This is a genomic window from Nocardia sp. NPDC055050 (assembly GCF_053608345.1).
This window is the reverse complement of the sequence record NZ_JBSGVG010000008.1, coordinates 218,282-242,324: the sequence shown is the minus strand read 5'-3', so window position 1 is coordinate 242,324 and position 24,043 is coordinate 218,282. Positions and strand designations below refer to the sequence as shown.

Sequence of the window (24,043 nt, the reverse complement as noted above, 5' to 3'; positions counted from 1 at the left end):
TTGGTTTCTTCTTATTTAAATTTAGCTATTCCCTGCTTTTTTCGCTGGGGCCCCCGCGTGGTATATCCCCGTGGCGGGGCCGCTGCCGTCACCGGACATCATCTTGGTTACCGGGTCGTCAGCCTCGAAACGGTCAGTGAAGCCCATGTCCGGCACAAGCCCAGCTGGGACCGGTCGGGGTGCCGAGCGTCTGGTAGTAAGAGGTATAGATATTCGCATCTGAATATGTTTGCAACTCACGACACGGCGGAGAAGCGCAGCTGTGGGCTGTGAGGCAAGTGGGCTTCGCGATGAATCCGGAGCAGCAGAACCTGCAGTTACCGGCAAGGTCTGGGTAACGACCTGCGAGAAGGTGATATCCAACCGCCTTCGGCCCTACGTGGACCGCGGCAGCCGGTCGTCCGGGACCAAATAGGTGATGCCGAGATCGCGCAGCACGATGCCGGGCTCGCTCGCGTGAACCGGACCGAGCGCCTTCACCAGATCCACCGACGTCAGATGATCGGCCGGGTGAACCCCGTCGGTGGGATGGAAATCGACTGTGGCCGTGGCAGTTCCAGCTGCGGTGGTGGTGACCAGGCGATAGCGCAGCGCAACGGTGCCGGTGTCTCGGGTGCGGATCGAACGGTACGTGATCCGGTCGCCCAGGGTGTAGACGGCACCGGCCTGCGCGGGAATGTCGGAGCATGAGCCGGTGAAGGCGGCGTCTTCCAGTACACGCAGACCGGAGAAGTAGTAACCCGGCAACATCTCCTCCGGCACCGTGTTCCACGGATACAGGCCGTCGTCGGGCAGCTCGAGCTCCTCGATCAGTTCGATCCTGGTGATCTCCCGCGTCGCGGCGGCGAGCGAGCGGGTGAGCCGCGCCGCGACCGCCGACTGGAAGCCGCCGGTGGCGTGCAGGGTGGACGATCCGTCGCGGCAGGCGTCCCGCACCTCGTCCAGGGGGAGGGCTTCGAGGGGCAGCGCGGTCACCACGTCACGGCCCGCGCCGAGCTGGGCGACAACCGCATCGACATCGGCAGTCAGGTGGATGACCACCGCGGCCGAGGAAGGGGGCGCGACAGCGATATCGGGGTGCGCGGCGATCCGGTCGGCGAGCGGCCCGGCGCCGAGCACCGCGACCAGCAGCGGGGAGGTCATACTGTCTCCAGACGGTATCGAGGGCTCAGGTCGGGCGTCGCGACACCGGCCGGCGCCGCACACAGTTCCGGGATGACGTCGAGCATCGCCTTGACCGAGATGTCGGTGACCGCGGACCAATCGCCCTCGTAGGACTCGTCGTCGAGTTCGTTGCGCATCTCGATCCGGGCGGGGCTGCCGTCCAGCGTGATCACATGCCCGCCGGCCAGGCTGCGCGGATGATCCGGCCCGAGGTGGGCGTTGCCCGGGCCGACGTGCCAGCATTCGGCGTTGGTCATGAACAACCGGTCGCCGAGGTAGCCGCGGTAGCTCATGTGGATGGCGCCGACCGTGCCCGGCTCGATCACACTGCCGCCGGCCTGCACCCGGGTCCGCGCCGGCACGGGATAGACATGCCGTTCCACCCGCACCTCCTCGGCGCGGGCGCCGAACAGCGTGTGCGCGACGGTGGCGAGCACCGCGTCGAAGTAGAAGTGCTGCATGAGCGCGATGGCGTGGTCGGAGTCGACCGCGCTCAGCGGCATCCCGAAACCGAGGCTGGCCAGACCGCCCCACATGCCGTCCGGCGCGGCCGAAAGATCACCGACCTCCAGGAATTTCACCTCGCGCACCTCGTCGAGCAGCCCGGCCAGACGCAGCAGCAGTTGCTCCACCATGAGTCCGGGGTGCAGGCCAGTGCCGTGCAGCGATACCCCGCCCCGCAGGCAGGCAGCCTGAAGTCGCTCGCCTGTCGCTCGGCGTGGGATCGCCCGGTCCACCACCGGTGCGGCCAGACGCTCCAGGACCGGACCGGCGAACCGAAGCGGGCCCGAATCTGCCACGCGCATGAGCGTTTTCAGCGCCGACAGCGCCTTGGGCAACTGCGGCCCGAAGGCGCCTCCGGTCACCCGCATCTGCGCGACAGTGCGCAATACCTCCAGCGGCGAACGCGATTCGGACAGCCAGGTGGGCATGGCCGGATTGTGATAGGACGCCGCGGACACCACGTTCTTGCCGGACTCGAGCAGGTCGAGCACATCGGCATCGGCGCCCTGCACCAGAGACGGTGTCGTCGGCGTGTGCACGACGCAATCCGCTTTCAGTGCAAGGATTTCCGCCTTGGACGTAGTCGCCGTGATGCCCACCGGCGCCAGCCCGACCAGTTCGCCGATGTCCTTGCCGTGCTTGTGCGGGCTGAACACCTTGACTCCCACGACCTCGAAATCGGGGGATGCCAGCGCTGTGCGCAGCGCCCGCCCGCCCATATCGCCGGGGCCCCACACGATCAGCCGATACGGACGTGTCACAACCGCCTCCTTGCCGTTGGCGGTATTTCTAACACGCCAAGCCGTGAGATATATAGGCTTTGAGTCTCTTATTGTCTCGTTGCGCGATCTGCCGTAGCTTCACCTTCGAGTCAAAACGCTGAGTTCGTTCACGATGGCGGCAGCGCCAGAGGTGTCACTGTGCAGAATCAACCACCCGCAGCCGAGCTGCTGGAGTCCCTGGCCGAACTACTGGAGAGCACATTGCTGCCGGCCTTGCCACCCGCGCTGCAGCACCGTGCGCGGGTGGGGGCGAATCTGGCCAGGATCGTGCGGCGCGAGATCGATCTCGCGCCGGCGGCGACGCGGCACGAACACGAACTACTCGCCGCGGCCGACGACGAGCGCGCCCTGTGGCAGGCGCTTGTCGAGGTGGTGCGCGCCGACCTGGCGATCGCCAAACCCGGTTACGACAGCTGGGAGGGGCAGTGACCACCGATCTCGTCGCAGGTCTGGCCGAGTTCCTGACCCGGACCTGGGCCGCGCCTACGCGAGTAGACGAGCTGGAGTACCTTTCGGCCGGTGCGCGCCGACGCAATGTCGGCTTCACCGCGCACGTCGAGGGGGAGCGGGCCCGCAAGCTGGTCGCCACGCTCGTGCCTGCCGCCGTGCAGATCATGTCGGTCGAGGATGAGGCGGCGGTGCGTGAGCTGGCGCGCACGCACGGAGTGGCGGTGCCCGCGGTGGTGGCGGTCTGCGCGGATCCGGCCGTGGTGGGCGAGCCGTTCGTTGTCAGCGAGCACGTGGCCGGGGAGACCGTCCCGCGCAGGGTATTACGCCTCATCGCGGCCGCGGGCACCGCCGAGACGGTGGCCCGCGAGTGGGGCGAGGCGATGGGCAGGCTGCACGCCATCGATCCGGCCGTCGCTCCGCGCACCGTGCCCGCCGCGGGCGCCGATCCGGCCGCGGCCCTATTCGCCGCGGCCGAGGCGGACGTGCGTGTGCTGCTCGGCGACCGGCCGGTGTTCGAGCTGGCGCTGCGCTGGCTGGAACAGCGGCTCCCTGGCCCGCCGCCGCGCACCGCGCTGCTGCATACCGACCTGCGCAACGGCAATATCGTCGTCGCCGCCGACGGTTTGCGGGCCGTGCTGGATTGGGAGGGCGCTCAGCGTTTCGGCGACCCGATGCGTGACGTCGCCTGGCCCGCGCTGCGGATGTGGCGCTTCGGTGCGGACGAACGAGAGTTCGGCGGTTTCGCCGACCGCGCGAGCTTCCTGCGCGGCTACCAGGCCGCGGGCGGTGACTTCGACCTCGACAGATTCCGCTGGTGGAAGGTGATGGGCACGCTGGCCTGGGGCGTCGGCCTGGCCGCCCAGGCCGCCGCGCATGTCGACGGCAGCGTGCGCGACATCGTCATGGCCGCCAGCGGACGTCGTGTTTCGGAAATCGAGTGGGACCTGCTCATGCAGATTCGTCCCGAGGCGAAAGGTTAGGAGAGACAGTGGATTTCGAACTGCCCGAAGATCTGGCCGGATATCTGACCGAGCTGGATGCTTTCATCGAAGCCGAGATCGTCCCGCTCGAGCAGCAGGCCGACAACCTTCGTTTCTTCGACCACCGCCGTGAGGACGCCCGCACCGACTGGGACCGTGGCGGCCTGCCGACCGCGGAGTGGGAGCGACTACTGGCCGAAGCGCGTCGTCGTGCCGATGCCGCGGGCCACTACCGCTATGCCTTCCCGCGCGAGTTCGGCGGGCGCGACGGCACCAATCTCGGGATGGCCGTGATTCGCGAGCACCTGGCCGGCCGGGGGCTCGGTCTGCATTGCGACCTGCAGAACGAACACGCCATCGTCGCCAACAATGTGGGTCTGTTGCTGATGCTCGAGTACGGCACCCCGGCCCAGCGGGCCCAGTGGGTGGACGGACTGGCCGCGGGCACCAAGTTCTTCGCCTTCGGCATCACCGAGCCCGAGCACGGTTCCGACGCCACCCACATGGCGACCACCGCTGTCCGGGCGGGCGAGGACTGGATCATCAACGGCGCCAAGACCTGGAACACCGGAGTCCACATCGCCGACGCCGATCTGATCTTCGCCCGCACCGCGGGGCGACCCGGCGACGGACACGGCATCACCGCGTTCCTGGTGCCGACCGACGCGCCCGGCTTCCGGATCGAGGAGTACCTCTGGACCTTCAACATGCCCACCGACCACGCGCGCATCTCGCTGACCGAGGTGCGGGTCCCGAGTTCGGCGATCTTCGGGCAGGAGGGTCTCGGGCTCGGCGTCGTCCAGCATTTCTTCAACGAGAACCGGATCCGCCAAGCGGCCTCCAGTCTCGGTGCGGCGCAGTACTGCATCGACCAGTCCGTCGCCTACGCCAAGGAGCGCAAGCCTTTCGGCAAGCCGCTGGCAGTCAACCAGGCCGTCCAATTCCCGCTGGTGGAATTGCACACACAGTGCGAGATGCTGCGCGCGCTCGTTCACAAGACCGCCTGGTCCATGGACACCTACGGCACTTTCGCTGCCTCCGAACAGGTTTCGATGTGCAACTACTGGGCCAACCGGCTGTGCTGTGAAGCCGCCGACCGGGCCATGCAAGTGCACGGTGGTCTCGGCTACTCGCGGCACAAGCCCTTCGAGCACATCTATCGGCACCATCGGCGCTACCGCATCACCGAGGGGGCGGAGGAGATTCAGATGCGGCGGGTGGCCGGGTACCTGTTCGGGTTCATGGACCGAACCGCGGTCAAGGGGGTGTGAGTCCGCCTCCTCTATCGCCGCCTGGGTCGAGGCGAACTACACCGTGGTCAGCGTCGGCGGCACCACGGTCTACGGCCTCACCCAGTCGGTCGATTCGTGAGTTCGCCCCGGTGCGCGGGTGTTTCACGCACCGGGGATCGACCCGGCCGGTTCCATTCGAATTGGTATGGATAGCCATACCCGATGGTATGGTCGCCCCGTTCGGGTGGGCAACGGTGCCGCCCGGAAAGGGTTCGACCATGGAACATCCGATCGACCGCCGCCGGTTGCTACGCGCGGCGGGGGCGGGTCTGCTCGGCGCGGCGCTGCTCGAAATACCGGTCTCGGCCGTCCCGCCCGGCGTACGAAGTCCACTGTTGTTTCATTCCCCGCAGGTCGAACCGTTCGTCGACGAGCTACCCCGGCTGCCCGTGCTGCGGGGCGCCCGGCTCGATCTCATCGCCTCGACCACCACCCATCGCTTCCACCGTGACCTGCCGGAATCGGCGGCACTCGGCTACAACGGCCTGAGCTATCTGGGCCCGACGATCGAGCATGCGGTGGGCACAGCACTGCGGCTGCGGTTCGAGAATCGGCTGACCACCCACCCGCTCGCCGACGACGTCGACACCAGCCTGCACGGCGTCGCAGCGAGTTTCCGCACCGCCGCACCGTCATCGCTGCACCTGCACGGCGGTGTGACACCGCCCGACAGCGACGGGCACCCGGAGCAACTCGTCTATCCCGGCGGCGGCATCGACCACGAATTCCCGCTGGCCCAGGACGCAGGACACCTCTGGTATCACGACCACGCCATGGGTATCACCCGACTCAACGTCTACGCCGGGCTGGCCGGAATGCTGCTGCTGCGCGACGAATTCGACACCGGCGAACCCGGCAATCCGCTCGGCCTGCCCGCAGGCGAGTTCGAGATTCCCCTCGTCCTGCAGGAGAAACTGTTCACTGCCGCTGGGCAACAGTCGGTCCGTTCGACTCCGATCGTGCCGGCAGGCGGATGGGAGGGCGGTGCGGTGGGCGACATCGGTCTGGTCAACGGCAAGATCTGGCCGTACCTGCCGGTCGCCCGTGGTCTGTACCGGTTCCGGGTGCTCAACGCGGCGTCGTTCAGTGTGTGGAATCTGTTCTTCGGCAACCGGATGCGGTTCTGGGTGATCGGCGGCGATCACGGGCTGCTCGACGCCGCGGTCGCCGTCCGCGAGTTGCGGTTGTCACCGGGCGAACGGGTGGACGTGCTCGTCGACTTCGCCGAGTTGGCGCCGGGCGAGACCGTGGAGCTGTGCAACGACGAAGCACCGGTATCCCAAGCCGCGATCCTCGGCGAGGTCGCGATGCCGAGGTTCTGCCAGTTCCGGGTGCAGGATCGGCCGGGTTGGTCCGGCGGCGTGCCGCAACGGTTGCGCGGCGGGGCATTTCAGCCGCCGATGGTGCCGCCGATCGAGACGCCGACGGTCATTCGCGATGTCACCGTGAGTCAGCCCTACGAACTGCGGGTGCCGCCGGCGATCATGTCGCTCAACAACCTCACCTTCACCAGTCCCGAGATCGAAATGCCACGGCAGGGCACCGTCGAGCAGTGGAACATCATCAACATCACGCCCGATCCACACCCGATCCACTTGCACCTGGTCACTTTTCGCATTCTCGGCCGGACGCCGCTGCGGACTCTCGACTATCAGAGCGCGTATCCGCAGCCACCGATCGGGACCAGGTGGGCGCCGTCGGCCGATGGCTTCCTGGCCGGTCCGATGCAGCCGCCGCAGCCGTGGGAAGCGGGCCGCAAAGACATCGTTCGCGTCGATGGCGGCACCGTCACCAGCATCATCGTCCGGTTCCCGACCGCGGCCGAATTGGGCTTCGATCCGGACGCGACGTTCCCGCGCCGGGTTCCGACCGAGCTCGCTGGGGGCCACGATCACGGCGACCACCGGCAATCCGACCATGCGACCAGTGCGCTGCAGGGCTATGTCTGGCACTGCCACCTGCTCGACCACGAAGACCACGACATGATGCTGCGATACCGCATTGTGCCGTAGCGGGTGGAGATCGGCGCATGAACGGGGTCGCGACGCGGTGACCTGCGCTCGGTGGCTCCGAACCACCGGTACATGATGGCGCACCGCGCGTTACCGTAGGTCGCGATGGCGTACGCGGCCATTGCGGGCCCGGATGGCTGTGTGACTCCGAAAACCACTGAGTCATAAGCGATGCCGAGACCGAACCCCGCGCTGCCGATTCCGGCGCTCGCGGCGACCGCGGTGCTGCCGGCGGCGGGTGTGGTGCTGTGGCGAAAGGAGGGGGTTGCGGTTCCCGCCAAGGGGGGCCGGCTCTGTGACCTGCGGCTTGCCAAGTATCCGGTTGATCGCCAGGTACCGTTGCGCGGTGAACCCAGCTGATGTGCGACTCCTGAAAGACGGTGATCTCGAGACCCGCGAGGACAATCTGCGGCTCCTGCTCGTGCGGGCTGAGGACGGCGACGCATCCGCCGAGGAGACCCTGCGCGCGCTCGTTCGCGACTATCCCGACTACCATCGGTCGCTCTACAGCAGGGCGCTGAACCGGGCGGAGGTCTTCGGTGACGACACCCTGCGCGAACCCCTGCTCGCGTCCCTCGCCGACACCCGTTACAACTGCCAGGCATGGGCCGCGATGGGCTGCGCGGCCCTCGGCATCCGCGATGCGGTTCCCGGCTTGGTCGCGATGCTGGACCACCCACAGGACATCGCCCGCGACCAGGCGGTGATCGCCCTCGGCGTCCTCGGCGACGAAGCGGTGGTCCCGGCCCTCGCGCCCCTGCTGCAGGACTCGATCAGCGGAATGCGCGAACGCACCGCCGAAGCCCTCGGCATGATCGGTGGTGATGCGGCACTGGCAGCGCTCTGGGACGAGTTCGAGAACCGCCGCTACTACCGCATCGGCTACATCGCCAGTGCGTTGTCGGAGTTCGCTCCCGACATCATCCCGAGGCTGATCGAGGCGGCCTCCAGCGACGATCCCGACAAGCGGTACTGGGCGGCCGTCGCCCTCGGTTCGACCGGCGACGATCGCGCCGTGCCGACACTGGAACGACTGATGGCCAACGATCGCGGCTCTACCGTCTTCGACGGCATGGTGAGCGTCGCCGCGAAGAAGGGCCTGCGCACGCTACGCAGAATCCAAGCCGCGATCGCCGCGCGCGAATCCTGAGCGTTCAGCTCGAGAAACGTTGTCGGTGGCGGGCGATAGTCTCGTCCGGTGTCAGTGAATATCGATGTCGCCCTGACTGTTCGGGGGCTCGCGAACGAACGCGAGTGGGTGGGAATGACCGACTTGCTCGTCGAAGTGTTCAAGGACGAGCGGTTGGAAGACGAGGTGTTCGTCTGGATGGGGGAGACCGAGGACGGTCTGTTCGTCCGCGCGGACTCGGACTACCCGGTGATCTTCAGCGGATTCTTCCGCTGGAGTGAGGCTTTCGAAGATCGCCTCACTCGTCGGGTGACGGCGCTCGTCCCGCAGGCCCGCGTGGCTTTCGACTGGGGGTATCCGGATGAAGAATGACAACACCGGCCACGAATGGCCCGACGTACTGCCGGAAACAGCGCCGGCGATACACAGAAATCTGGACGTGACGGTCGGCGGGCGCACCCTGACCACACTCACCCGCACCCAGCTGAGCTATTGGATCAGCAAACTGCAATACAGTCGCGGCGGCCCGTTTATGACGGTATCCCGTCCTGACCACCCTGAATTCATCCAGACCTACCGTCACAGCGACACCGATTTCTACCTCGAGATCCGCTCACCCGATTCCCTCGACGAACTGGCATCGACAACGTTGCGCGATGGTGAATCGGCCGCCGAGCTGATCTGGGAGTGGTTGGAACGCAAGGGAACCGCCTGGGCGTAGGTGGATCCGACAACTCATAGGATCTTCGACGGCCTCGGTCCGTGAAACTCGTGAACCGGCGACTCGCGGTGCTGGTGGCCGAAACCACGACAGGCTCTCGTACGGTGGTGGCATGGGCGCACGGATGGTGGTTGTCGGGGCGGATGCGACGGGGATGGCGGCAGCGTCGCAGGCGCGGAGATTGCGCGATGCCGGTGAGCTCGAGATCGTGGTGTTCGAGAAGGGGCACCATTCCTCGTATTCGGCGTGCGGGATTCCGTATTGGGTGGCCGGTGATGTTGCCCATGCCGATCATCTGATCGCGCGCTCGGTGGCCGAACATCGCGCTCGTGACATCGACCTGCGGATGCGGACCGAGGCTCTCGAGATCGATCCGGTGGGGCGACGGGTCCTGTCTCGCGATCTCGACACCGGCGTACAAGCGTGGACGGGTTACGACCAGCTCGTGTTGGCCACGGGGGCGACACCGATCCGTCCGCCACTGCCCGGTATCGACGCCGAGGGGGTCTACGGGGTGCAGACCCTCGACGACGGGCAGGCGCTGATCGAAGGCCTGGAGTCTGCCGGCGGGCGTAGAGCCGTTGTGGTGGGTGCGGGCTACATCGGTGTCGAGATGGCTGAGGCGTTGGTGCGTCGGGGGTTCGAGGTCACCATGGTCACTCGGGGCGCTGAACCCATGTCCACGTTGGATCCGGATATGGGTGCGCGCGTGCGAGAAGCCATGGAGGGAATGGGAATACGGGTCGTTCGCGGTACCGAGGTAACCGGAATGCGGACCTCGGAGGAGGGCAGGGTCCGCGCCGTGACGACCGCCGACACCGAGTACCCGGCCGATGTGGTCGTGCTCGGGATCGGCGTGCAACCGGCGACCGAGCTGGCGCGTCGGGCCGGGCTTCCGCTGGGGGAGAGCGGTGGTCTGCTCACCGATCTCGCTCAGCGCGTGCGCGGATACGACGACATCTGGGCCGGCGGTGACTGCGTGGAGGTGCTGGACCTGGTGTCGGGCTCGCTGCGCCACATTCCGCTCGGCACCCACGCGAACAAGCACGGGCAGGTGATCGGATCAGGAGTCGGCGGCGGATACGCCACCTTCCCCGGCGTGGTCGGTACCGCCATGAGCAAGGTCTGCGACCTCGAGGTGGCGCGGACCGGCCTGGGAGAGGACGACGCTAGGCGGGCGGGGTTGCAGTTCCACTCCGTCACCATCGAATCCACCGGTCGCGCAGGGTATTTCCCCGGCGCGGAACCCATGACGGTGAAGATGCTCGCCGAACGTCGCACCGGGCGGCTGCTCGGCGTGCAGATCGTCGGCTACACCGGTGCCGCCAAGCGAATCGACATCGCGGCAGTGGCGCTCACCGCCAGAATGACGGTGGAGCAGGTGACCGCGCTCGACCTCGGCTACGCCCCACCGTTCTCCCCGGTATGGGACCCCGTCCTCGTCGCGGCTCGGGCGGCTGTGCGTGCGGTGGCGACGGGTCACTGACGCGGAGGAGTCACCAGAAGTCGGGGGCGAGACCCCACGACGCGCATTCTGCCGTCAGCAGCTCACGCAGGGCGGTGCGGCTGGGAAAGCGGTCGGGGTCGGCGCCGGTGACAGCCAAGGTGACCGTGTGGCCGTCGGTGGAGAAGGAGAGATTCACACCTACCTCCACTCGGCGGAACATGGCGGTGTCGTTGGTGCAGACGACAGGCCGCATGAGGACGGCGGAGGCGTGATGACCTGCGAAATCGGCTACGCCACTGGCAGTTTCGCCGAGGTTTGTGCACAGGCATTCTGGGGCCTTGGCGGTGCGCGCGAAACGACGGAGGACGAAACGGGGCAGGATCATCTGCAACGGCTGGAGGTGTTGCAGAGCGGGTGTGGTCGCCGGGTCGCGATAGGCGGTAGCGGCGCGCTTCACAGCCGAGCGAACGGCGGCGAGGTCGATGCGTTCGCCGGTGCGGTAGGTGACCGAGATCGGCAGGCCGGTGGTGGCATTGGCCCGGGGATCGTCGGGGATGCGCATCGAATGGGGGATGTCGACGCGGATGCCGGCGGTGTCACCGACGCGCCCGCTGCGCCCGAGGAGACCGGCTCCCAGGGCGATCAGGAGCCCGTTCGTGGTGCCGGAATGCCGTGTGGCGGCGGCGTTCCACTCCGCGAGATCGACCTGGACCACCAGATCCGCCGGTGACCACTGGGCCGGCAGGGGCAGCTCGGGCAGCGCGGGGCGAGGGTTGCGGTCCGGCTCGATGACGCCACGGGTGGCGATCGCCGCGCGAATCCCGTGTGCGACCGCACGTAGCTGGCGGCCCGCGTCGATAAGATTCGCACCCAGCGTGTTGCGTGGCTGTGTCCCGACCAGCAGGCCCGAACCGGTTGTCACGTCCGGGCTCTCATCGAGCCGCGCCAGTGCGTCGCCCACGGCGAACAGCACCGCGCCGCCGTCGGATGCCACATGCGAGGTGACCAGTGACACCAGCGTCCCACCCGCCGTGGTCGGCGCCGCGGACAGTCGCCACACCCGACCGGTCTCGGGATCGAAGTCGACCCGGCTCTGCGCGAAGTACCAGTCTAGGATCTCCTCGTCGGCGACGGGCACCGAATCCCAGCCCAGCGGAAGCGATTCCGTCGCGGGCAGCCAGTAGGGGCGGGCGAACGGTACCCGGGCCGGTTGCACGCGCCGGGCCAGGAAACCCTGGGCCAACCGGGTGTGGAATCGGGTGAGCAGTTCAGGGTCGAGGGGCGCGTCGAACCGCCACGCGAGCTGATTGACCAGGGCGTTGCCGTAGAGGCTGTGCAGCTTGAGGAACAGGTCGTCGTCGGCGGTGAGCCGGTTGACACCGACCCGGGAGATGACGGGCGGGGTCGACATGGTGAGTGTCATCAGAACTCCTCAGCGAGCACGCAGGGTGCGGACGGTCAGGGGTGCGAAGACGGCGGCGATCACGAGCGAGGCCACCACCGACCACAGGGCGTCGGTGCCGATGACGCCGTTCTCGGCGAGCCCGCGCACCGCGGACACCAGATAGGACACCGGGTTGTAGTCGGAGACGTAGCGGAGCCAGGTCGGCATCGCCGACTCGGGCACCAGGGCGTTGGAGGCGAAGCTCAGGAAGGTGAGCACCAGCATCGACATGCCTTGGACCGCGGCGGGTCTCGATACGGTGACGCCGATGAACGCGAACAACCAGCTGATCGCGGTGGTGGCCAGGACGACGAGCACCGCACCGGCGGCGAACCCGACCGGATGATCGGGCCGATACCCCATCGCGAACCCCACGATCACCACCGTGGTCGCGGCGATGACATACCGGGTCGCCCCGGCCAGCAGCGCTCCGGCGACCGGTGCGGATCGGGCGATCGGCATGGCGACGAACCGATCGAAGACCCCGGACCGAATGTCTTCGGACAACTGCACGCCGGTCGCGACCGACGACGTCAGCACGATCTGCACCAGCACGCCGGGAATCAGAATCGGTAGGTAGGCCTGCATGCTGCCCGCGATGGCAGTGCCGAAGATGCTGCCGAACAGCAACGGCCCCACAATGGGCAGCAGCAGCGCGTCGTAGAGCAACTGCGGGCTGTGCCGGAAGGTGAGCACACCGCGCCACGCCATCATCAGCGACTGGAACAGCGAGGCGCGCAGGCTGACATGGGTGATCCGGGGACGGCGGTCGATCGTCGGTGCCGCGGTGAGCTCGACGGTGCTCTCGGCGATGGTGGCAGTCATGGTGGCCTCGGTCTTTCGGATCAGGCGGCGACGCGGTCGGTGCCGGTCAGCGCGAGGAAGACCTCGTTGAGATCGGGACGGTCGACAGCGAACCCGCGCAGTGCGATGCCCGCGCCACGGCAGGCGGCGACGATATCGGCGGCGGTGCCCGCATCGGTGAGTGCGACGGTGAGCATGCCCGCCGACGACCCTTCCGGCACCTCGCCGGTGAGCGAGACGATGATGGCCTCCGCGTGGGCGGATCGGGCGGGGTCGGCGAGTTCCAGGCGCAACACCTGATCGCCGATGGACGACTTCAACTCGGCCGCGGTGCCCTCGGCGACGATCGTGCCGCGGTCGATGACGGCGATCCGGTCGGCCAGCGCGTCGGCCTCTTCGAGGTACTGCGTGGTGAGCAGAACGGTCGCGCCGCGGGCGACCAGACGCCGGATCACGCCCCACATCTTGTCGCGGGTGTGCGGGTCGAGTCCGGTGGTCGGCTCGTCGAGGAAGATCAGCGGCGGATCGGTGATCAGCGTCGCCGCCAGATCGAGCCGCCGGCGCATACCACCGGAGAACTGGTTCACCGGCCGGTCGGTGACCTTCGACAGCTCGAACTCCTCGAGCAGCTCGGCACTGCGGCGTGCGGCATCACGGCGGGACAGCCCGAGCAAGCGCCCGAAGAGCCGCAAATTCTCACCGGCGGTGAGGGTTTCGTCGACGGAGGCGTACTGGCCGGTGAGCCCGATCATCGAGCGCACCGCGGTCGCGTCGCGTGTGATGTCGTAGCCGAAGATCTCGGCGGAGCCGCGATCGGGACGGACCAGGGTCGCGAGCATGCGCACGGTGGTGGTCTTACCCGCGCCGTTGGGGCCGAGCAGGGCGAACACGGTCCCCGCCGCGATGGTGAGGTCGACGCTGCCGACGGCGGTGAAATCGCCGTAGGACTTGCCGAGACCGGTGGTGCGGATGGCGATGTCGGTACTCACAGTTGCCTCCCGGCGGAATGGAGCAGTTCAGGGGCGTCCGGCGAACCCAGCAGCGCCTCGACGGCATCGGCGGCTCGCTCGACACCGTCGGTGGTGAAACCGGCGGCCCAGGAGGCCGCTCGCTCGACCACGTCGGGACGCGAGACCTGGTCGAGTAGTGCGTCGAGGCGTTCGGCGGTGAGCTTCGTCGCGGGAATCGTGGCCGCGAGACCGAGCCGCCGCAACGCCTGGCCCCAGTAGGGCTGGTCGGCCTGGACCGAGCAGATCACTTGCGGCACACCCGCTCTCAGTGCGGCCGCCGTCGTCCCGGCGCCGCCGTGGTGCACGGCCGCGGCGCAACGACGCAGTATCCGAGCGTGATCGATGTGACCGACGATCGCGACGGCATCCTCGAATCCCGGATCGATCCTCGCCCAGCCCGACGCCAGCAGCAGCCGACGGCCCCGCCGGGCGCACACCTCGCGCAACATCGCGACGAAGGCAGCCGGATCGCCGACATCCATGGAACCGAACCCGACATAGATCGGCGCGGTTCCCGCATCGAGCCACGCATCGAGATCCTCGGCCCCGGCCGCGGTGGCGGCAGGTGCGTGGCTCGCGAAACCTGGTACACCGGTGAGGAATCCGTCCACATCGGTCAGGAATCCCGTGAACGGGCCCGGCAACTGCTGACGCAGACCAGGGAACAACCGCGGGTCATAGGCCTGGATTCGCGCAGTCGCCCCAGCTTCGTCGGACGCTACCGATGACGCTGTCGCCGCCCGAGCGGGCGGCCGCCCGCTCGGCAGAACGGGGGCCAACGCGGCCGCACGTGCCCGTGCCAGGAGCGACCACCCCCCTCGGTGCACGAACCCGGGAAGCCGGTCCGCCCAGCGCACCGGCGCGACCGGGACCGTACTGTTCGGCTGGATCGGGAAGAAGTGCACCGCCGCGAACGGCAGTCCGAGCGCCCGCGCCACCGCCTCGGCCACTTCCTCGCCTGCCATCCCCGCGACCACCAGGTCATGTCCGGGTGCCAGTGCGCGCAGGTCGTGAAGCTGCTCGGGCACGCCACGCCGTTGCAGATCGAACAGCGCCCGTAGCCGGGCGCGCGGATCGCGGCCGGCGAACCGTCGATCGGTGCGCTGTGCCACCAAGAGGTCGGCCGTATCGCAGCCGAACGGCACCGCCGCAACCCCGTGGTCACGGGCGAAGGCGACGAGGTTCGGGGCGAGCGCCAAGGTCACGTCGTGACCGCGCGCACGCAGCGCACGAGCCAGCAGGATGCCGGGCTGGGCGTCTCCTCGGCTGCCGGTGAAGGCCAACAGGGGGCGCATCCGCTCACCCCGCCTGCACGGCGACACGCAGCGTGTCGGCTCGCAGTGCTCGGGCATCGGTCGGCATCGGTGTTTCCGCCACCACCGACGGCGGCAGTCCGTCGGCCGCCGACCCCGCATGAACCGCTGCGGACGGTTGGCCGGCGCCGGCCTGGTCGACCGCCGGATCCGCGTGCACCGCGGCCGTGATCGACGACAGTGCCTGACCGAACGCGGTCAGGAACTCGTCCATGACCTCGGCGGGGAAGCCGGCGGGATACCGTGTCGACACGTACAGGCCGTCGGCGGCGCGCACAACCCACAGGAACACCTCGTCGGCCGAGTACGACTCGGCCCGCAGGGTCCGTCCGCGCAGGTCGGCGACCAATTCGTAGCCGGGCAGTACGCGGATGTCGAGGAAGGAGATGCCGAAACGCGGCGTCTCGGCGACATCGAGCAGGTCGAGGACGCGCGACCAGGAGGCGTCGTTGGCGGTGCGTGAACGACGCAGTGCGGCCCGCGCCAGATCCATGGCTCCGGCGATGCCGACACCGGGGGTGAGCGCGATATCGACCGGGACCACATTGACGAACCAGCCCATCGACTCCAGCCAGCGCAGATCGGGGCGGGTCGCGATCGGCATCGCGGTACGCATCCGGTCCGCGCCGAACCGCCGCTGATTGGCCACCGCCAGCGCGGCGAACACCGCCACCGACATCCGGTGGCGCACCTGGTCGAGAACCGCTTCGACCTGCTCGAGTTCGGGGAGATCGAGCAGCCGTCGCGACACACTGGGCTGGGGCAGATCCGCGCGCGCGGGCCGCTGGGCCTGCGGGGCGAAGCGCGGCATGGCACCGTCGGCGAGGAATTCGCGCCACGTCGCGACCGCGGGCGAATCCGGACCGAGTTCGGCCGCGCTCGCTCGCTCCAGGACGGCGAAGTCGGCCGCGCTACCGAAGGTGACCGACTCGCGCGACGCCTCGCCCGCCATGACCTCCCGGTAGAGCGTGCGCAGTTCGAGGATCAGGATGGCCTGTGCGTAGGCGTCCATCACGGAATGATCGGCCGCGACGAGGACGGTGAAGTCACCGGTGCCTGCGTGCTCGACCGTGGCGGCCAGGCAGTGCGGCCACACCAGTGGCGACAGGCGCTCTTCGAGTGTGCCGCTGAGGAATTCGTTGATCCGGGTACCGTCGGTGCAGTCGGCAACGGGCTGTTCGATGATATCGACGGCGGTGGGCGCGGCGACGAGTCTGCGCGGCTCGCCCGCCGATGCGGTGGTCACCGTGGTGCGCAGACCCTCGTGCCTGGCATGCCAGCGCCGCAGCGTCTCACGCCAGGTGGGACCGTCGAGCGGGGCGTCCATCTCGAAGACGGTGCCGATCCAGCGCCCGCGACCGGGCAGCGGATCGGTGGGATCGACGCTCGCGCAGTAATCGGCGTGCACGCTGGTGAGCGGGCGATCGTCGGGCTGCCACGCGTCGGCGGCGAGCTCGGGCGTCCACATCGACAAAGCGCCTGAACGGATTTCGAATTCGGACAGGTGGGTGTATTCCATGACCGGTTCACCTCGTGACGAATGCATGCCGAAGCGGCGGAAGGATGGGGGAGGAGAACACCGCACTGTGTCACCTGCTGCGTTGAACTTCGGCGGTGAAAACATTTCCGTGAAGCCTCGGCGAGATTGATCGTATATGTGATTCTGCTGAGAGCGGCACAGTGATGGGCATCACGGTTTAGCTGAACAAAACTCTGTTGCCTGCCGCTTTTCGCGATTGCGGCACGGATTCACCTGTCCTGCATCGGGGTTGGAAAAGGCCGTATTCGGGTACGTGATTGTCTGTCTATATTTTGTTCATTCCGGATGGGATGATTTTTGTAGGCACCATCACACTGTCGGCAGCCGTCTGTACAGGTGCGTTTCCCTGATGTTCACCTGGCGCGTTTCATATGGGCATTTCGCTATATGGCGACCGGTGCATCCGATGATCGGCTGCCGGAATTATCCGGTCACGGCGATCGGGCTCGTCACCGGAGACCATCATGGTCGCTGTCATCTGTCCGTTATCACAACGTTGCTCACTCGATGCCGGTTGCTATGGTGAACGCGCGAAGTGTTCGTTCGGATGTGAAGGAAGACAATGGGAAGCACTGCCCTCGACATCATGGCGTTGGTCCTCAACCGCGTCACCGAGTTCTGGAACTGGATGGCGACCGGATCGTCGGGATTCCCGCCGCTGTGATCGGCTGACATCACGTGGTGTCCGCGAAACCCCTGGAGGCCGTTGGCCTTCGGGGGTTTCGCCGTCACTGCGGGGGCGGGGCGCTCGTAGAGTGGGCTGATGACGACGGTGGGGACGGTTCGGGCGCCACGGCGATGGTCGGTGACGATGCGGGTCACCACCGGGGCCGCGACGGGGGCGATCGCGCTGATGCTAGTGGTCGATGCCACGCACATCGACGTTCTCGGCTGGGTTCTCGCGGTACTGATACTGCTGGCCTGCGGGCTGTCGTGGATGATTCTGGCGCCGATCGGGTGTGCTCGGTATCGGGAGTACCGAGCCGTCGCCGTCGCGCCGGTAGTGGTGATCGCCGGGCTGGGTCTGGTGTGGTTCGGGTTGCCGGAGAAAGTCGGGTGGTGGCTGTCGGCCGACGCGATGACCGATGCCGCGCAGAGCTGCCGGGAATCCGAGGAAGAGTGGTTCGGGGTCATTCGGACCGACAGGGTCAGGTCCAGTGACGGCGGGTGCCAGTTCACTATCGACGACATGGCGATTGTGGGCGGTCTGGCCTACTTCCCGCCCGGAACTCCGCCGCCGGATCACGGCGGTGCGGGATATCAGCCCGTCTACACCCCCTATGACGGGAACTGGCACCGATTCGCGGTGACGATGCACGACCACCCCTGACCTCCGTGCCGAGTGCCCGATTCATGTCGGACCCCGGCGTTACCGTTGTCGCACAACCCGAGTCGAGGGAGGGTGGCGATGGCCGAGAAGATGCGCGAACGTGCGCAGCGCCCGGAGGATCTGAGTCGGCTGGTGGTCGAGCGATTGAACGCCGGTGATGTGGACGGACTCGTCGAGCTGTACGAGTCCGACGCGGTGCTCGCACTGCCCGACGGTGTCGTCGCGACGGGCGTGGACGAGATACGGGCGGCGTACGCGCGGCTGGTCGCCGATCGACCGGTGTTCCAACCCGGGCACCAGGCGCCCGCCTTGCTCGCGGGCGATCTAGCGCTGACGTCGTCGCGGTTGCCGGGAGGCACCGGCGCGACCGTCGAGGTGGCGCGCAGACAACCCGACGGGAGCTGGCGCTGGATTCTCGATCAACCGAACGCGCCCTGGGTGGTCAGCGAAGCGGGAGAACGGTCGAACGTGCCCGGATGATCAGTTCGGGCTCAGGCCGGTCGCGAAGACGACGACGACCTTGTCGTCGGTCACCTCGCTGACCCGCACATCGGTTCCGTTGCTGGCCTGCGACTGGCCGACCGGAACCGTGATCGGCTGACCGCCGACGCTCAAGGTGACCATGTCACCGTTCACCGCGACGAGCTCCACGTCGATACCGAGCACCGAGGCTTTGGCGCTCACTCCACGATCGAAGGTGACGGTGCACCCGCTCACACTGCATTCGGAGGTGGTACCGGGTCCGGTCATCGTGCACGCGGAAACAGTGAGGGGAAGCAGGAGGGCGAACGCGGAGAGCGTGATCAGCCGTCGAACAGGCATGGCGTCAGTGTAGTGCGTCGAAGACACAACGGAACGGTCTCACCAGGTTGCCCGCCGATCACACCGGGAATACCGTCGCTGTGAGGTAACTGGCATCGCAGCATCGGTGCCGATCGTGTCGGGCGGACGACCGGCCAGCCGGGTGTTCACCCGCGGGTCGGCCGAGATCGGGAGGTGGCGCACGATGATCGCGAGCGAAATGACTGTTGCCAGTCGCTGGTGGTGGCGTCCGGGGTGGACGCCGGGTCGTTCGTTCTACAACTGGCAGATCATGCCGACCCAGCCGGTCGCCGACAAGCTGGTCGAGATCTTCGCGCCCACGTTGTCACGCCTGCCCGGACTCGAACAGGTCGATGCCGCCCGGCTGCGGATCGGCGTGCAGGGCATCGGGTTCGCCGACGGGGTCAAAGGGGTGCACCTGGCGGCGCTGGTGGCGGGCGCCCGCGACCTGCTCGCCGAACTCGCGCCGTTCCAGCTCGCCTTCGGGCCGCCCGAGGTCACCGCCGAGACGATCCGGCTGCCGGTCACTGTGTCGGAGGAACTGCTGCGGGTGCGCGCGGATCTGACCGACGCGCTGACCGATGTGTGGATCCGCGAGCGGATCCCCGATTTCGGGGAGCCGCTGCGTCCCTACCTGGCGCTGGCCCACGTGACCCACCCGTCGCCGGTGCACGAGATCCGCACCGCGCTCGCCGAGGACGGGTTCGCCGACTTCGCCCTCGACGACACCGTCTCGGCGGTCTCGATGGTCGAAATGCAGTGCGAGGACGGACGTTACGACTGGTCCGACATCAGCACCGCCGAGCTGTTGCGGGAGCCGGACCCGGTCGTCGAGCAGAGCGTGTTCGACGACCCGCTGTTCGGTCCGCTGCGGCAGCCGACGGTGGCCGCGTTCAAGAGTTGAGCCGCGGCGGCGGCGCGCCGTGCGGAAGCCGCGGCCCCACCGCGAGCTGGGCGCCGGCGATGCGCCCGTGTCCCCACCCGAGCTTCTCCCGATATCGACCGATGTGCTCGGTGGGGACCGGCGCGTCCGGTGGCAGCGGGGTCACCTCGGGCGCGACGTAGAGCGCGTCGGTGGGGCAGTACGCCTCGCACATGAAGCAGGTCTGGCAATCGGATTGCCGTGCGATAACCGGGATCCCGCCGTCGACGCGGTCGAAGACGTTGGTGGGGCAGGCGCTCACGCACTTGTCGCAGCCGATGCAGTCCTGCGCGCGCAGTAGTTCGATCACGACGCCACCGCCAGACCCGAGTTGTGCGCGTCCGACGGATCGACCCACGGCCGGTCGAGACCGCCCGAGTGCAGGTGGTGATGCTGTGCCGCGTCGAGGTCGGGATGATCGGCGCGCTTGCTCATGCCGCGAGTCTCGGTGCGCGCCAACGCGGATCGGTACACGAGACGTCCGACCGCGGTGATCGCCGCCGCTTGCCGGGCCCTGACCCGCTCGTCGCCGGTCCCGCCGCCGAGACCGGCTGCCGCGACGTCCCACAGTTCGTCGAGGCGAGCCAGTGCGGGGCGCATCCGGTCACCGTGGCGCAGGTAGTTCTTCTCGAAGGGGATCAGCTCGTCCTGCGCGGCGGCGACGACTTCCGCCGCGGTCACCGACGGTGCGTCGCCGGGGCGCAGGCCGACCCCGCCGATGCCGTGCACCGCACCAGTGGATCGGGCCGCTGTCACAGCATGTTCGGCGGCGCCCGTGCCTGCCCAGCTTCCCGACGACATCGCCCACGCGGCGTTGTGGCTCCCGCCTCCGGTGAAACCACCGCAGATGCGTTCGCGGGTGGCCGCGTCCCCCGCGACGTAGAGGCCGGGAACCGTTGTCGCGCAGTCGTCGTCGACCACGTCGATGCCGCCGGTGCCGCGCACCGTGCCCTCGGCGAGCAGGTCGATCTCGAATCGGTCGGTGAACGGATCGATGCCGCGCCGGTCGAACTGCAGGAAGAAGTTCGGCTGACCGACCCGCATCTGCGCCTGCACGCTCTCGTCCGCGCGATCCAGCTGGGCGAACACCTTCTCCTGCAGGAGGGTTCGGGCGATCACCGAGCGGCCCTTCGTCGACCCCGCCTCCTCGAGCACCCTGCCGTCCTCGCCGAAGAAGGTGGCGTAGCCGTAGTAGGCGGTCTTGGTGATGGTGGAACCCTTGGGCACGATGGCATAGGCGTTGGAGAATTCCATACCGGAGAATCGCGCGCCGGCCTCGGCCGCCATCAGCGCGCCGTCACCGGTGTCGACGTTGGTGCCGAGGGCACGCGAGAGGAACGCACAACCACCGGTCGCGAGTACCACCGCTCCCGCGGTGATCCGGTAGTCCCGGTCGAGTTGACGCTGGTAGCCCGCCGCGCCGCGCACCGCGCCCGCTTCGTCGACCAGCAGTTCCAGCGCGGGGGAGTGATCGTGGACCTGGACGCCGAGCCGGGTGAGCCACGCGCGCATCCGGCGCATGTACTCCGGCCCCTGGACGCCCGTCCGCAACTGCGCACCGGTGGCCGGGTCGACCGGGAACGGATAGCGGCCCTCGACGGCGAGCCGGTTCATGTTGACGTAGGTCTGATCGAGGACACGATCCATCCAGTAGTGGTCGGCGAGGTAGCCGCCGAGGGCTTCCCTGCTCGCTTTCGCGTTGGCGCGGGCCTCGGCCTCGGGCGCGACGTACCAGACACCGGTGCCCGAAGGTGCTGTGGCGCCGCTGGTTCCGCAGTAGCCCTTGTCGACCAGGATCACCTCGGCGCCTGCCTCGCGGGCGTGGATCGCGGCCCAGGATGCCGCGGGACCGCCGCCGATGACGAGCACGTCGGTCCTGGTGTGCCATGGTTCGGTCATAGTGTGCTCCTGTGTGTCGCGCGGGGAGGTGGTGGCCACCGAGGGCCGAGAATGCGGTGCCCGCATCGAGGACGCGGGCACCGCAACGGTTCTCAGGCGCCGGTGAACTTCGCGCCGGCGATCGGGGTGGACGACCGGCCGTCGACGCCGACCGGGATGTCGCCCTCGAGGGTGGTGCGGTAGAGGACCCGGGTGACGTCGAGGTGGTCGAGGTCGCTGGGGGCCAGATGCGCGGTGGCGCGGTTGTCCCAGAACGCGATGGAGCCCTTGCTCCAGCGGAAGCGGACGGTGTAGGAGGGATGGGAGATCTCGTCGAACAGCAGCTGCAACAGGGCATCGCTCTGTGGCGGGGTCAGCCCCAGGATCCTGGTGGTGAAGCCGGGGTTGACGAACAGCACGCGCTCACCGGTCACCGGGTGGACGCGGACGACGGGGTGTTCGGTCACCAGCGGCGCGGCGGCGATCTTGCGGGCGTACTCGCTGCCCGCCTCCCACGGCGGGATCCGGCCGCCGAAGCGGTGCTCGGCGCGCAGCCCGTCCAGGAAGGTGCGCAGCGATTCCGGCAGCCCGGCGTAGGCCGCGGCGAGGTTGGTCCACTGGGTGTCGCCGCCGGTCTCCGGCGCGATCTCGGCGCGCAGGATCGAGGCCGCGGGCGGGTTGATCAGCGGCGAGACGTCGGTGTGCCACTGGTTGGTGTAGCTGAACTTCTTGCGGCCGAACTTCTTCTCGTAGAGGCGACTGTCGACAGCCAGGATCTCGGGGTGCTCGGTGGGCGCGTCGTCGTCGTAGGGGTGTGACGGGGTGACCGCGCCGAAGCGGCGCGAGAACGCGATCTGTTCGGTGTGCCCGATCTGCTGGTCGCGGAAGAACAGCACCTTGTGCCGGTGCAGCGCCGCGGTGAGCTCGTCGACCTGGGAGTCGGCGAGTTCCTCGCGCAGGTCGACGCCGGTCACCTCGGCGCCGATGTGGCCCGCGACCGGGGTGATCTCGAGAGCGGTGACGACGCTGGGGTTTTCGATGGTGGTCATGTCGGTGGTCCTTCGTGGGAAGTCTGTTGCGGGGGTGCGGGAGTCCTCACTCCCGACAGGAACTGCTCACCACCCGCATGAACTCGATATCGAGTCGGCGGGCGCGCATCAGGCGCTCACCCGTGCGTCCTGCTCGGCGAACTGGCTTTCCACCGGAGCGAGCCCGTAATGGCCGCGCAGGGTGGTGGATTCGTAATCGGTGCGGAACAGTCCGCGTTCCTGCAGGATCGGCACCACGCGGTCCACGAAGTCCGCCAGGCCGCCGGGCAGGTAGGGCGCCATGATGTTGAACCCGTCGGCCGCGCCCGCGTCGAACCAGCTCTGCAGCTCATCGGCTACCTGTTCGGGGGTGCCGGCGAAGGTGCGGTGACCGCGGCCGCCGCCCAGCTTGCCGATGAGCTGACGCACCGTGAGGTCCTCGGTCTCGGCGAGTTGCTTGACCAGCGTGAACCGGCTCTTGCCGCCCTCGATCTCGCTCTCGGCGGGCAGCGGCGGCAACGGTGCGTCCAGCGCGTGCGCGGTGAGATCGACGCCGAGCATCGAGGACAGTTGGCGCAGTGCGTAATCGGGCGAGATCAGGTCGGTGAACTCCTGCTCGAGCGCCCTGGCCTCCTCGACAGTGTCGGCGATGAACGGCACCAGGCCCGGCAGCACCTTCAAGTCGTCGTGGGCGCGACCGTATTTCGCCAGGCGCGACTTGAGATCGCGGTAGAACTGCACGCCCTCGTCGAGGGTGCGCTGGGCGGTGAACACGGCTTCGGCACGATGAGCGGCGAACTCCTTGCCCGATTCCGAGGACCCGGCCTGCACCAGCAGCGGACGACCCTGCGGTCCACGGGGGGAGTTCAGTGGGCCGCGCACACGGAACCGTTCGCCCGCGTAGTCGAGGGTGTGCACCCGGCTCGGGTCGGCGAAGACACCGGTCTCGGTGTCGAGCACGATCGCTTCGGCTTCCCAGCTGTCCCACAGTGCCAGCGCCACGTCGACGAATTCCTCGGCGCGTTCGTAGCGGCGGGCATGCTCGGGTATCGCGTCGAGCCCGAAGTTGTAGGCCTCGTCGACATTGCCGGAGGTGACGATGTTCCATCCGGCCCGGCCCGCGCTGATGTGATCGAGCGAGGCGAACTTGCGTGCGAGATTGAACGGTTCGTTGTAGCTGGTGGACGCGGTGGCGATCAGGCCGATCCGCTCGGTGACCGCGGCGATCGCCGACAGCAGGGTGATCGGTTCGAACACGGTGAGGGTGTTGCGTTCGATCCGCGGTCCCACGGCGAGGGTGTCGGCGAAGAACACCGAGTCGAGCTTGCCGCGCTCGGCGATGCGGGCCAGCTCCTGGAAGTGGCGCACATCGAGTACGCGCTGTTCATCGGTGCGGGGATGGCGCCACGCGGCCTCGTGGTGGCCGACGCCCATCAGGAAGGCGTTCAGGTGAAAAGTCTTGCGAGCCATG

General features: G+C 68.0%; 23 protein-coding genes. 11 read left to right on the top strand and 12 right to left on the bottom strand.

Annotation, left to right across the window (positions count from 1 at the left end; all coding sequences use genetic code 11):
• Positions 1–375 precede the first annotated feature (375 nt).
• Together ACWGCN_RS11435 and ACWGCN_RS11430 are read right to left on the bottom strand one after the other, a co-directional pair.
• Entirely contained in the window at positions 376–1,143 is a 768-nt protein-coding gene (locus tag ACWGCN_RS11435; RefSeq protein ID WP_452457684.1) for a hypothetical protein, read from the bottom strand.
• A complete protein-coding gene (locus tag ACWGCN_RS11430) occupies positions 1,140–2,429 on the bottom strand; it encodes a hypothetical protein (protein WP_378991930.1) in 1,290 nt (429 codons plus the stop codon). Before ACWGCN_RS11430 ends, ACWGCN_RS11435 begins: the two co-directional genes overlap by 4 nt.
• Positions 2,430–2,588: 159 nt before the next feature.
• Between ACWGCN_RS11430 and ACWGCN_RS11425 the strand changes: the two genes are divergently transcribed.
• The 8 genes from ACWGCN_RS11425 (at position 2,589) to ACWGCN_RS11390 (ending at position 10,520) form a co-directional block, all read left to right on the top strand.
• Positions 2,589–2,879: a DUF6285 domain-containing protein gene (locus ACWGCN_RS11425; protein ID WP_378991931.1), complete on the top strand. Its 291-nt coding sequence runs from the start codon at positions 2,589–2,591 to the stop codon at positions 2,877–2,879.
• The gene (locus tag ACWGCN_RS11420) at positions 2,876–3,880 is read left to right on the top strand and encodes a phosphotransferase family protein (RefSeq protein WP_452457683.1); all 1,005 of its coding nucleotides are present in this window, start codon (positions 2,876–2,878) and stop codon (positions 3,878–3,880) included. The genes ACWGCN_RS11425 and ACWGCN_RS11420 overlap by 4 nt, the downstream gene beginning before the upstream one ends.
• 8 nt (positions 3,881–3,888) lie before the next feature.
• Complete coding sequence (locus tag ACWGCN_RS11415; RefSeq protein WP_452457682.1) at positions 3,889–5,151, top strand: acyl-CoA dehydrogenase family protein; 1,263 nt, start codon at positions 3,889–3,891, stop codon at positions 5,149–5,151.
• Positions 5,152–5,390: 239 nt separating this feature from the next.
• The gene (locus tag ACWGCN_RS11410) at positions 5,391–7,184 is read left to right on the top strand and encodes a multicopper oxidase family protein (protein ID WP_452457681.1); all 1,794 of its coding nucleotides are present in this window, start codon (positions 5,391–5,393) and stop codon (positions 7,182–7,184) included.
• Between the two features lie 346 nt (positions 7,185–7,530).
• Positions 7,531–8,334, top strand: coding sequence for a HEAT repeat domain-containing protein (locus tag ACWGCN_RS11405; protein WP_452457680.1), 804 nt, complete (start codon positions 7,531–7,533; stop codon positions 8,332–8,334).
• Between the two features lie 48 nt (positions 8,335–8,382).
• Positions 8,383–8,685 carry a hypothetical protein gene (locus ACWGCN_RS11400; RefSeq protein WP_378659886.1) on the top strand — a complete coding sequence of 101 codons (303 nt, stop codon included), beginning with the start codon at positions 8,383–8,385 and terminating at the stop codon, positions 8,683–8,685.
• On the top strand, positions 8,675–9,034 hold the full coding sequence (locus ACWGCN_RS11395) for a hypothetical protein (protein ID WP_452457679.1): 360 nt from the start codon (positions 8,675–8,677) through the stop codon (positions 9,032–9,034). The genes ACWGCN_RS11400 and ACWGCN_RS11395 overlap by 11 nt, the downstream gene beginning before the upstream one ends.
• Before the next feature lie 112 nt (positions 9,035–9,146).
• A complete protein-coding gene (locus ACWGCN_RS11390) occupies positions 9,147–10,520 on the top strand; it encodes an FAD-dependent oxidoreductase (protein ID WP_452451400.1) in 1,374 nt (457 codons plus the stop codon).
• 10 nt (positions 10,521–10,530) lie between these two features.
• On the opposite strand, the gene ACWGCN_RS11385 is transcribed toward ACWGCN_RS11390, so the two are convergent.
• From ACWGCN_RS11385 to ACWGCN_RS11365, 5 genes are read right to left on the bottom strand one after another with little or no spacing between them, the layout of a single operon-like run.
• Positions 10,531–11,904, bottom strand: a complete 1,374-nt coding sequence (locus ACWGCN_RS11385) for a hypothetical protein (protein ID WP_452451402.1) — start codon at positions 11,902–11,904, stop codon at positions 10,531–10,533.
• A 9-nt stretch (positions 11,905–11,913) separates the two neighbouring features.
• The gene (locus ACWGCN_RS11380) at positions 11,914–12,750 is read right to left on the bottom strand and encodes an ABC transporter permease (protein WP_452457678.1); all 837 of its coding nucleotides are present in this window, start codon (positions 12,748–12,750) and stop codon (positions 11,914–11,916) included.
• Between the two features lie 20 nt (positions 12,751–12,770).
• The gene (locus tag ACWGCN_RS11375; protein ID WP_378991943.1) at positions 12,771–13,718 is read right to left on the bottom strand and encodes an ATP-binding cassette domain-containing protein; all 948 of its coding nucleotides are present in this window, start codon (positions 13,716–13,718) and stop codon (positions 12,771–12,773) included.
• Entirely contained in the window at positions 13,715–15,034 is a 1,320-nt protein-coding gene (locus tag ACWGCN_RS11370; RefSeq protein ID WP_452457677.1) for a glycosyltransferase, read from the bottom strand. Before ACWGCN_RS11370 ends, ACWGCN_RS11375 begins: the two co-directional genes overlap by 4 nt.
• Before the next feature lie 4 nt (positions 15,035–15,038).
• Positions 15,039–16,571: a condensation domain-containing protein gene (locus ACWGCN_RS11365; protein WP_452457676.1), complete on the bottom strand. Its 1,533-nt coding sequence runs from the start codon at positions 16,569–16,571 to the stop codon at positions 15,039–15,041.
• 784 nt (positions 16,572–17,355) lie between these two features.
• Here ACWGCN_RS11365 and ACWGCN_RS11360 point away from each other — a divergent pair.
• Positions 17,356–17,922 carry a hypothetical protein gene (locus ACWGCN_RS11360; protein ID WP_452457675.1) on the top strand — a complete coding sequence of 189 codons (567 nt, stop codon included), beginning with the start codon at positions 17,356–17,358 and terminating at the stop codon, positions 17,920–17,922.
• A gap of 78 nt (positions 17,923–18,000) precedes the next feature.
• Positions 18,001–18,402 (top strand): YybH family protein, encoded by a 402-nt coding sequence (locus tag ACWGCN_RS11355; RefSeq protein WP_378991950.1) that lies wholly within the window; start codon positions 18,001–18,003, stop codon positions 18,400–18,402.
• Here ACWGCN_RS11355 and ACWGCN_RS11350 read toward each other — a convergent pair whose 3' ends face one another.
• Positions 18,403–18,744 carry a hypothetical protein gene (locus tag ACWGCN_RS11350; RefSeq protein WP_452457674.1) on the bottom strand — a complete coding sequence of 114 codons (342 nt, stop codon included), beginning with the start codon at positions 18,742–18,744 and terminating at the stop codon, positions 18,403–18,405. It lies immediately after the preceding gene.
• Positions 18,745–18,928: 184 nt separating this feature from the next.
• Between ACWGCN_RS11350 and ACWGCN_RS11345 the strand changes: the two genes are divergently transcribed.
• Positions 18,929–19,648 (top strand): 2'-5' RNA ligase family protein, encoded by a 720-nt coding sequence (locus tag ACWGCN_RS11345; RefSeq protein ID WP_452457673.1) that lies wholly within the window; start codon positions 18,929–18,931, stop codon positions 19,646–19,648.
• Here ACWGCN_RS11345 and ACWGCN_RS11340 read toward each other — a convergent pair.
• From ACWGCN_RS11340 to ACWGCN_RS11325, 4 genes are all read right to left on the bottom strand, one after another.
• Positions 19,638–19,976 (bottom strand): 4Fe-4S dicluster domain-containing protein, encoded by a 339-nt coding sequence (locus ACWGCN_RS11340; RefSeq protein WP_379315814.1) that lies wholly within the window; start codon positions 19,974–19,976, stop codon positions 19,638–19,640. The two genes, ACWGCN_RS11345 and ACWGCN_RS11340, sit on opposite strands and share 11 nt — an antisense overlap.
• Positions 19,973–21,565 carry an FAD-binding protein gene (locus ACWGCN_RS11335; RefSeq protein WP_449962984.1) on the bottom strand — a complete coding sequence of 531 codons (1,593 nt, stop codon included), beginning with the start codon at positions 21,563–21,565 and terminating at the stop codon, positions 19,973–19,975. Before ACWGCN_RS11335 ends, ACWGCN_RS11340 begins: the two co-directional genes overlap by 4 nt.
• 92 nt (positions 21,566–21,657) lie before the next feature.
• Positions 21,658–22,593 carry a TauD/TfdA dioxygenase family protein gene (locus ACWGCN_RS11330; RefSeq protein WP_387444240.1) on the bottom strand — a complete coding sequence of 312 codons (936 nt, stop codon included), beginning with the start codon at positions 22,591–22,593 and terminating at the stop codon, positions 21,658–21,660.
• A gap of 108 nt (positions 22,594–22,701) precedes the next feature.
• Complete coding sequence (locus ACWGCN_RS11325) at positions 22,702–24,042, bottom strand: LLM class flavin-dependent oxidoreductase (protein WP_378991958.1); 1,341 nt, start codon at positions 24,040–24,042, stop codon at positions 22,702–22,704.
• Between the last annotated feature and the right edge of the window lies 1 nt (position 24,043).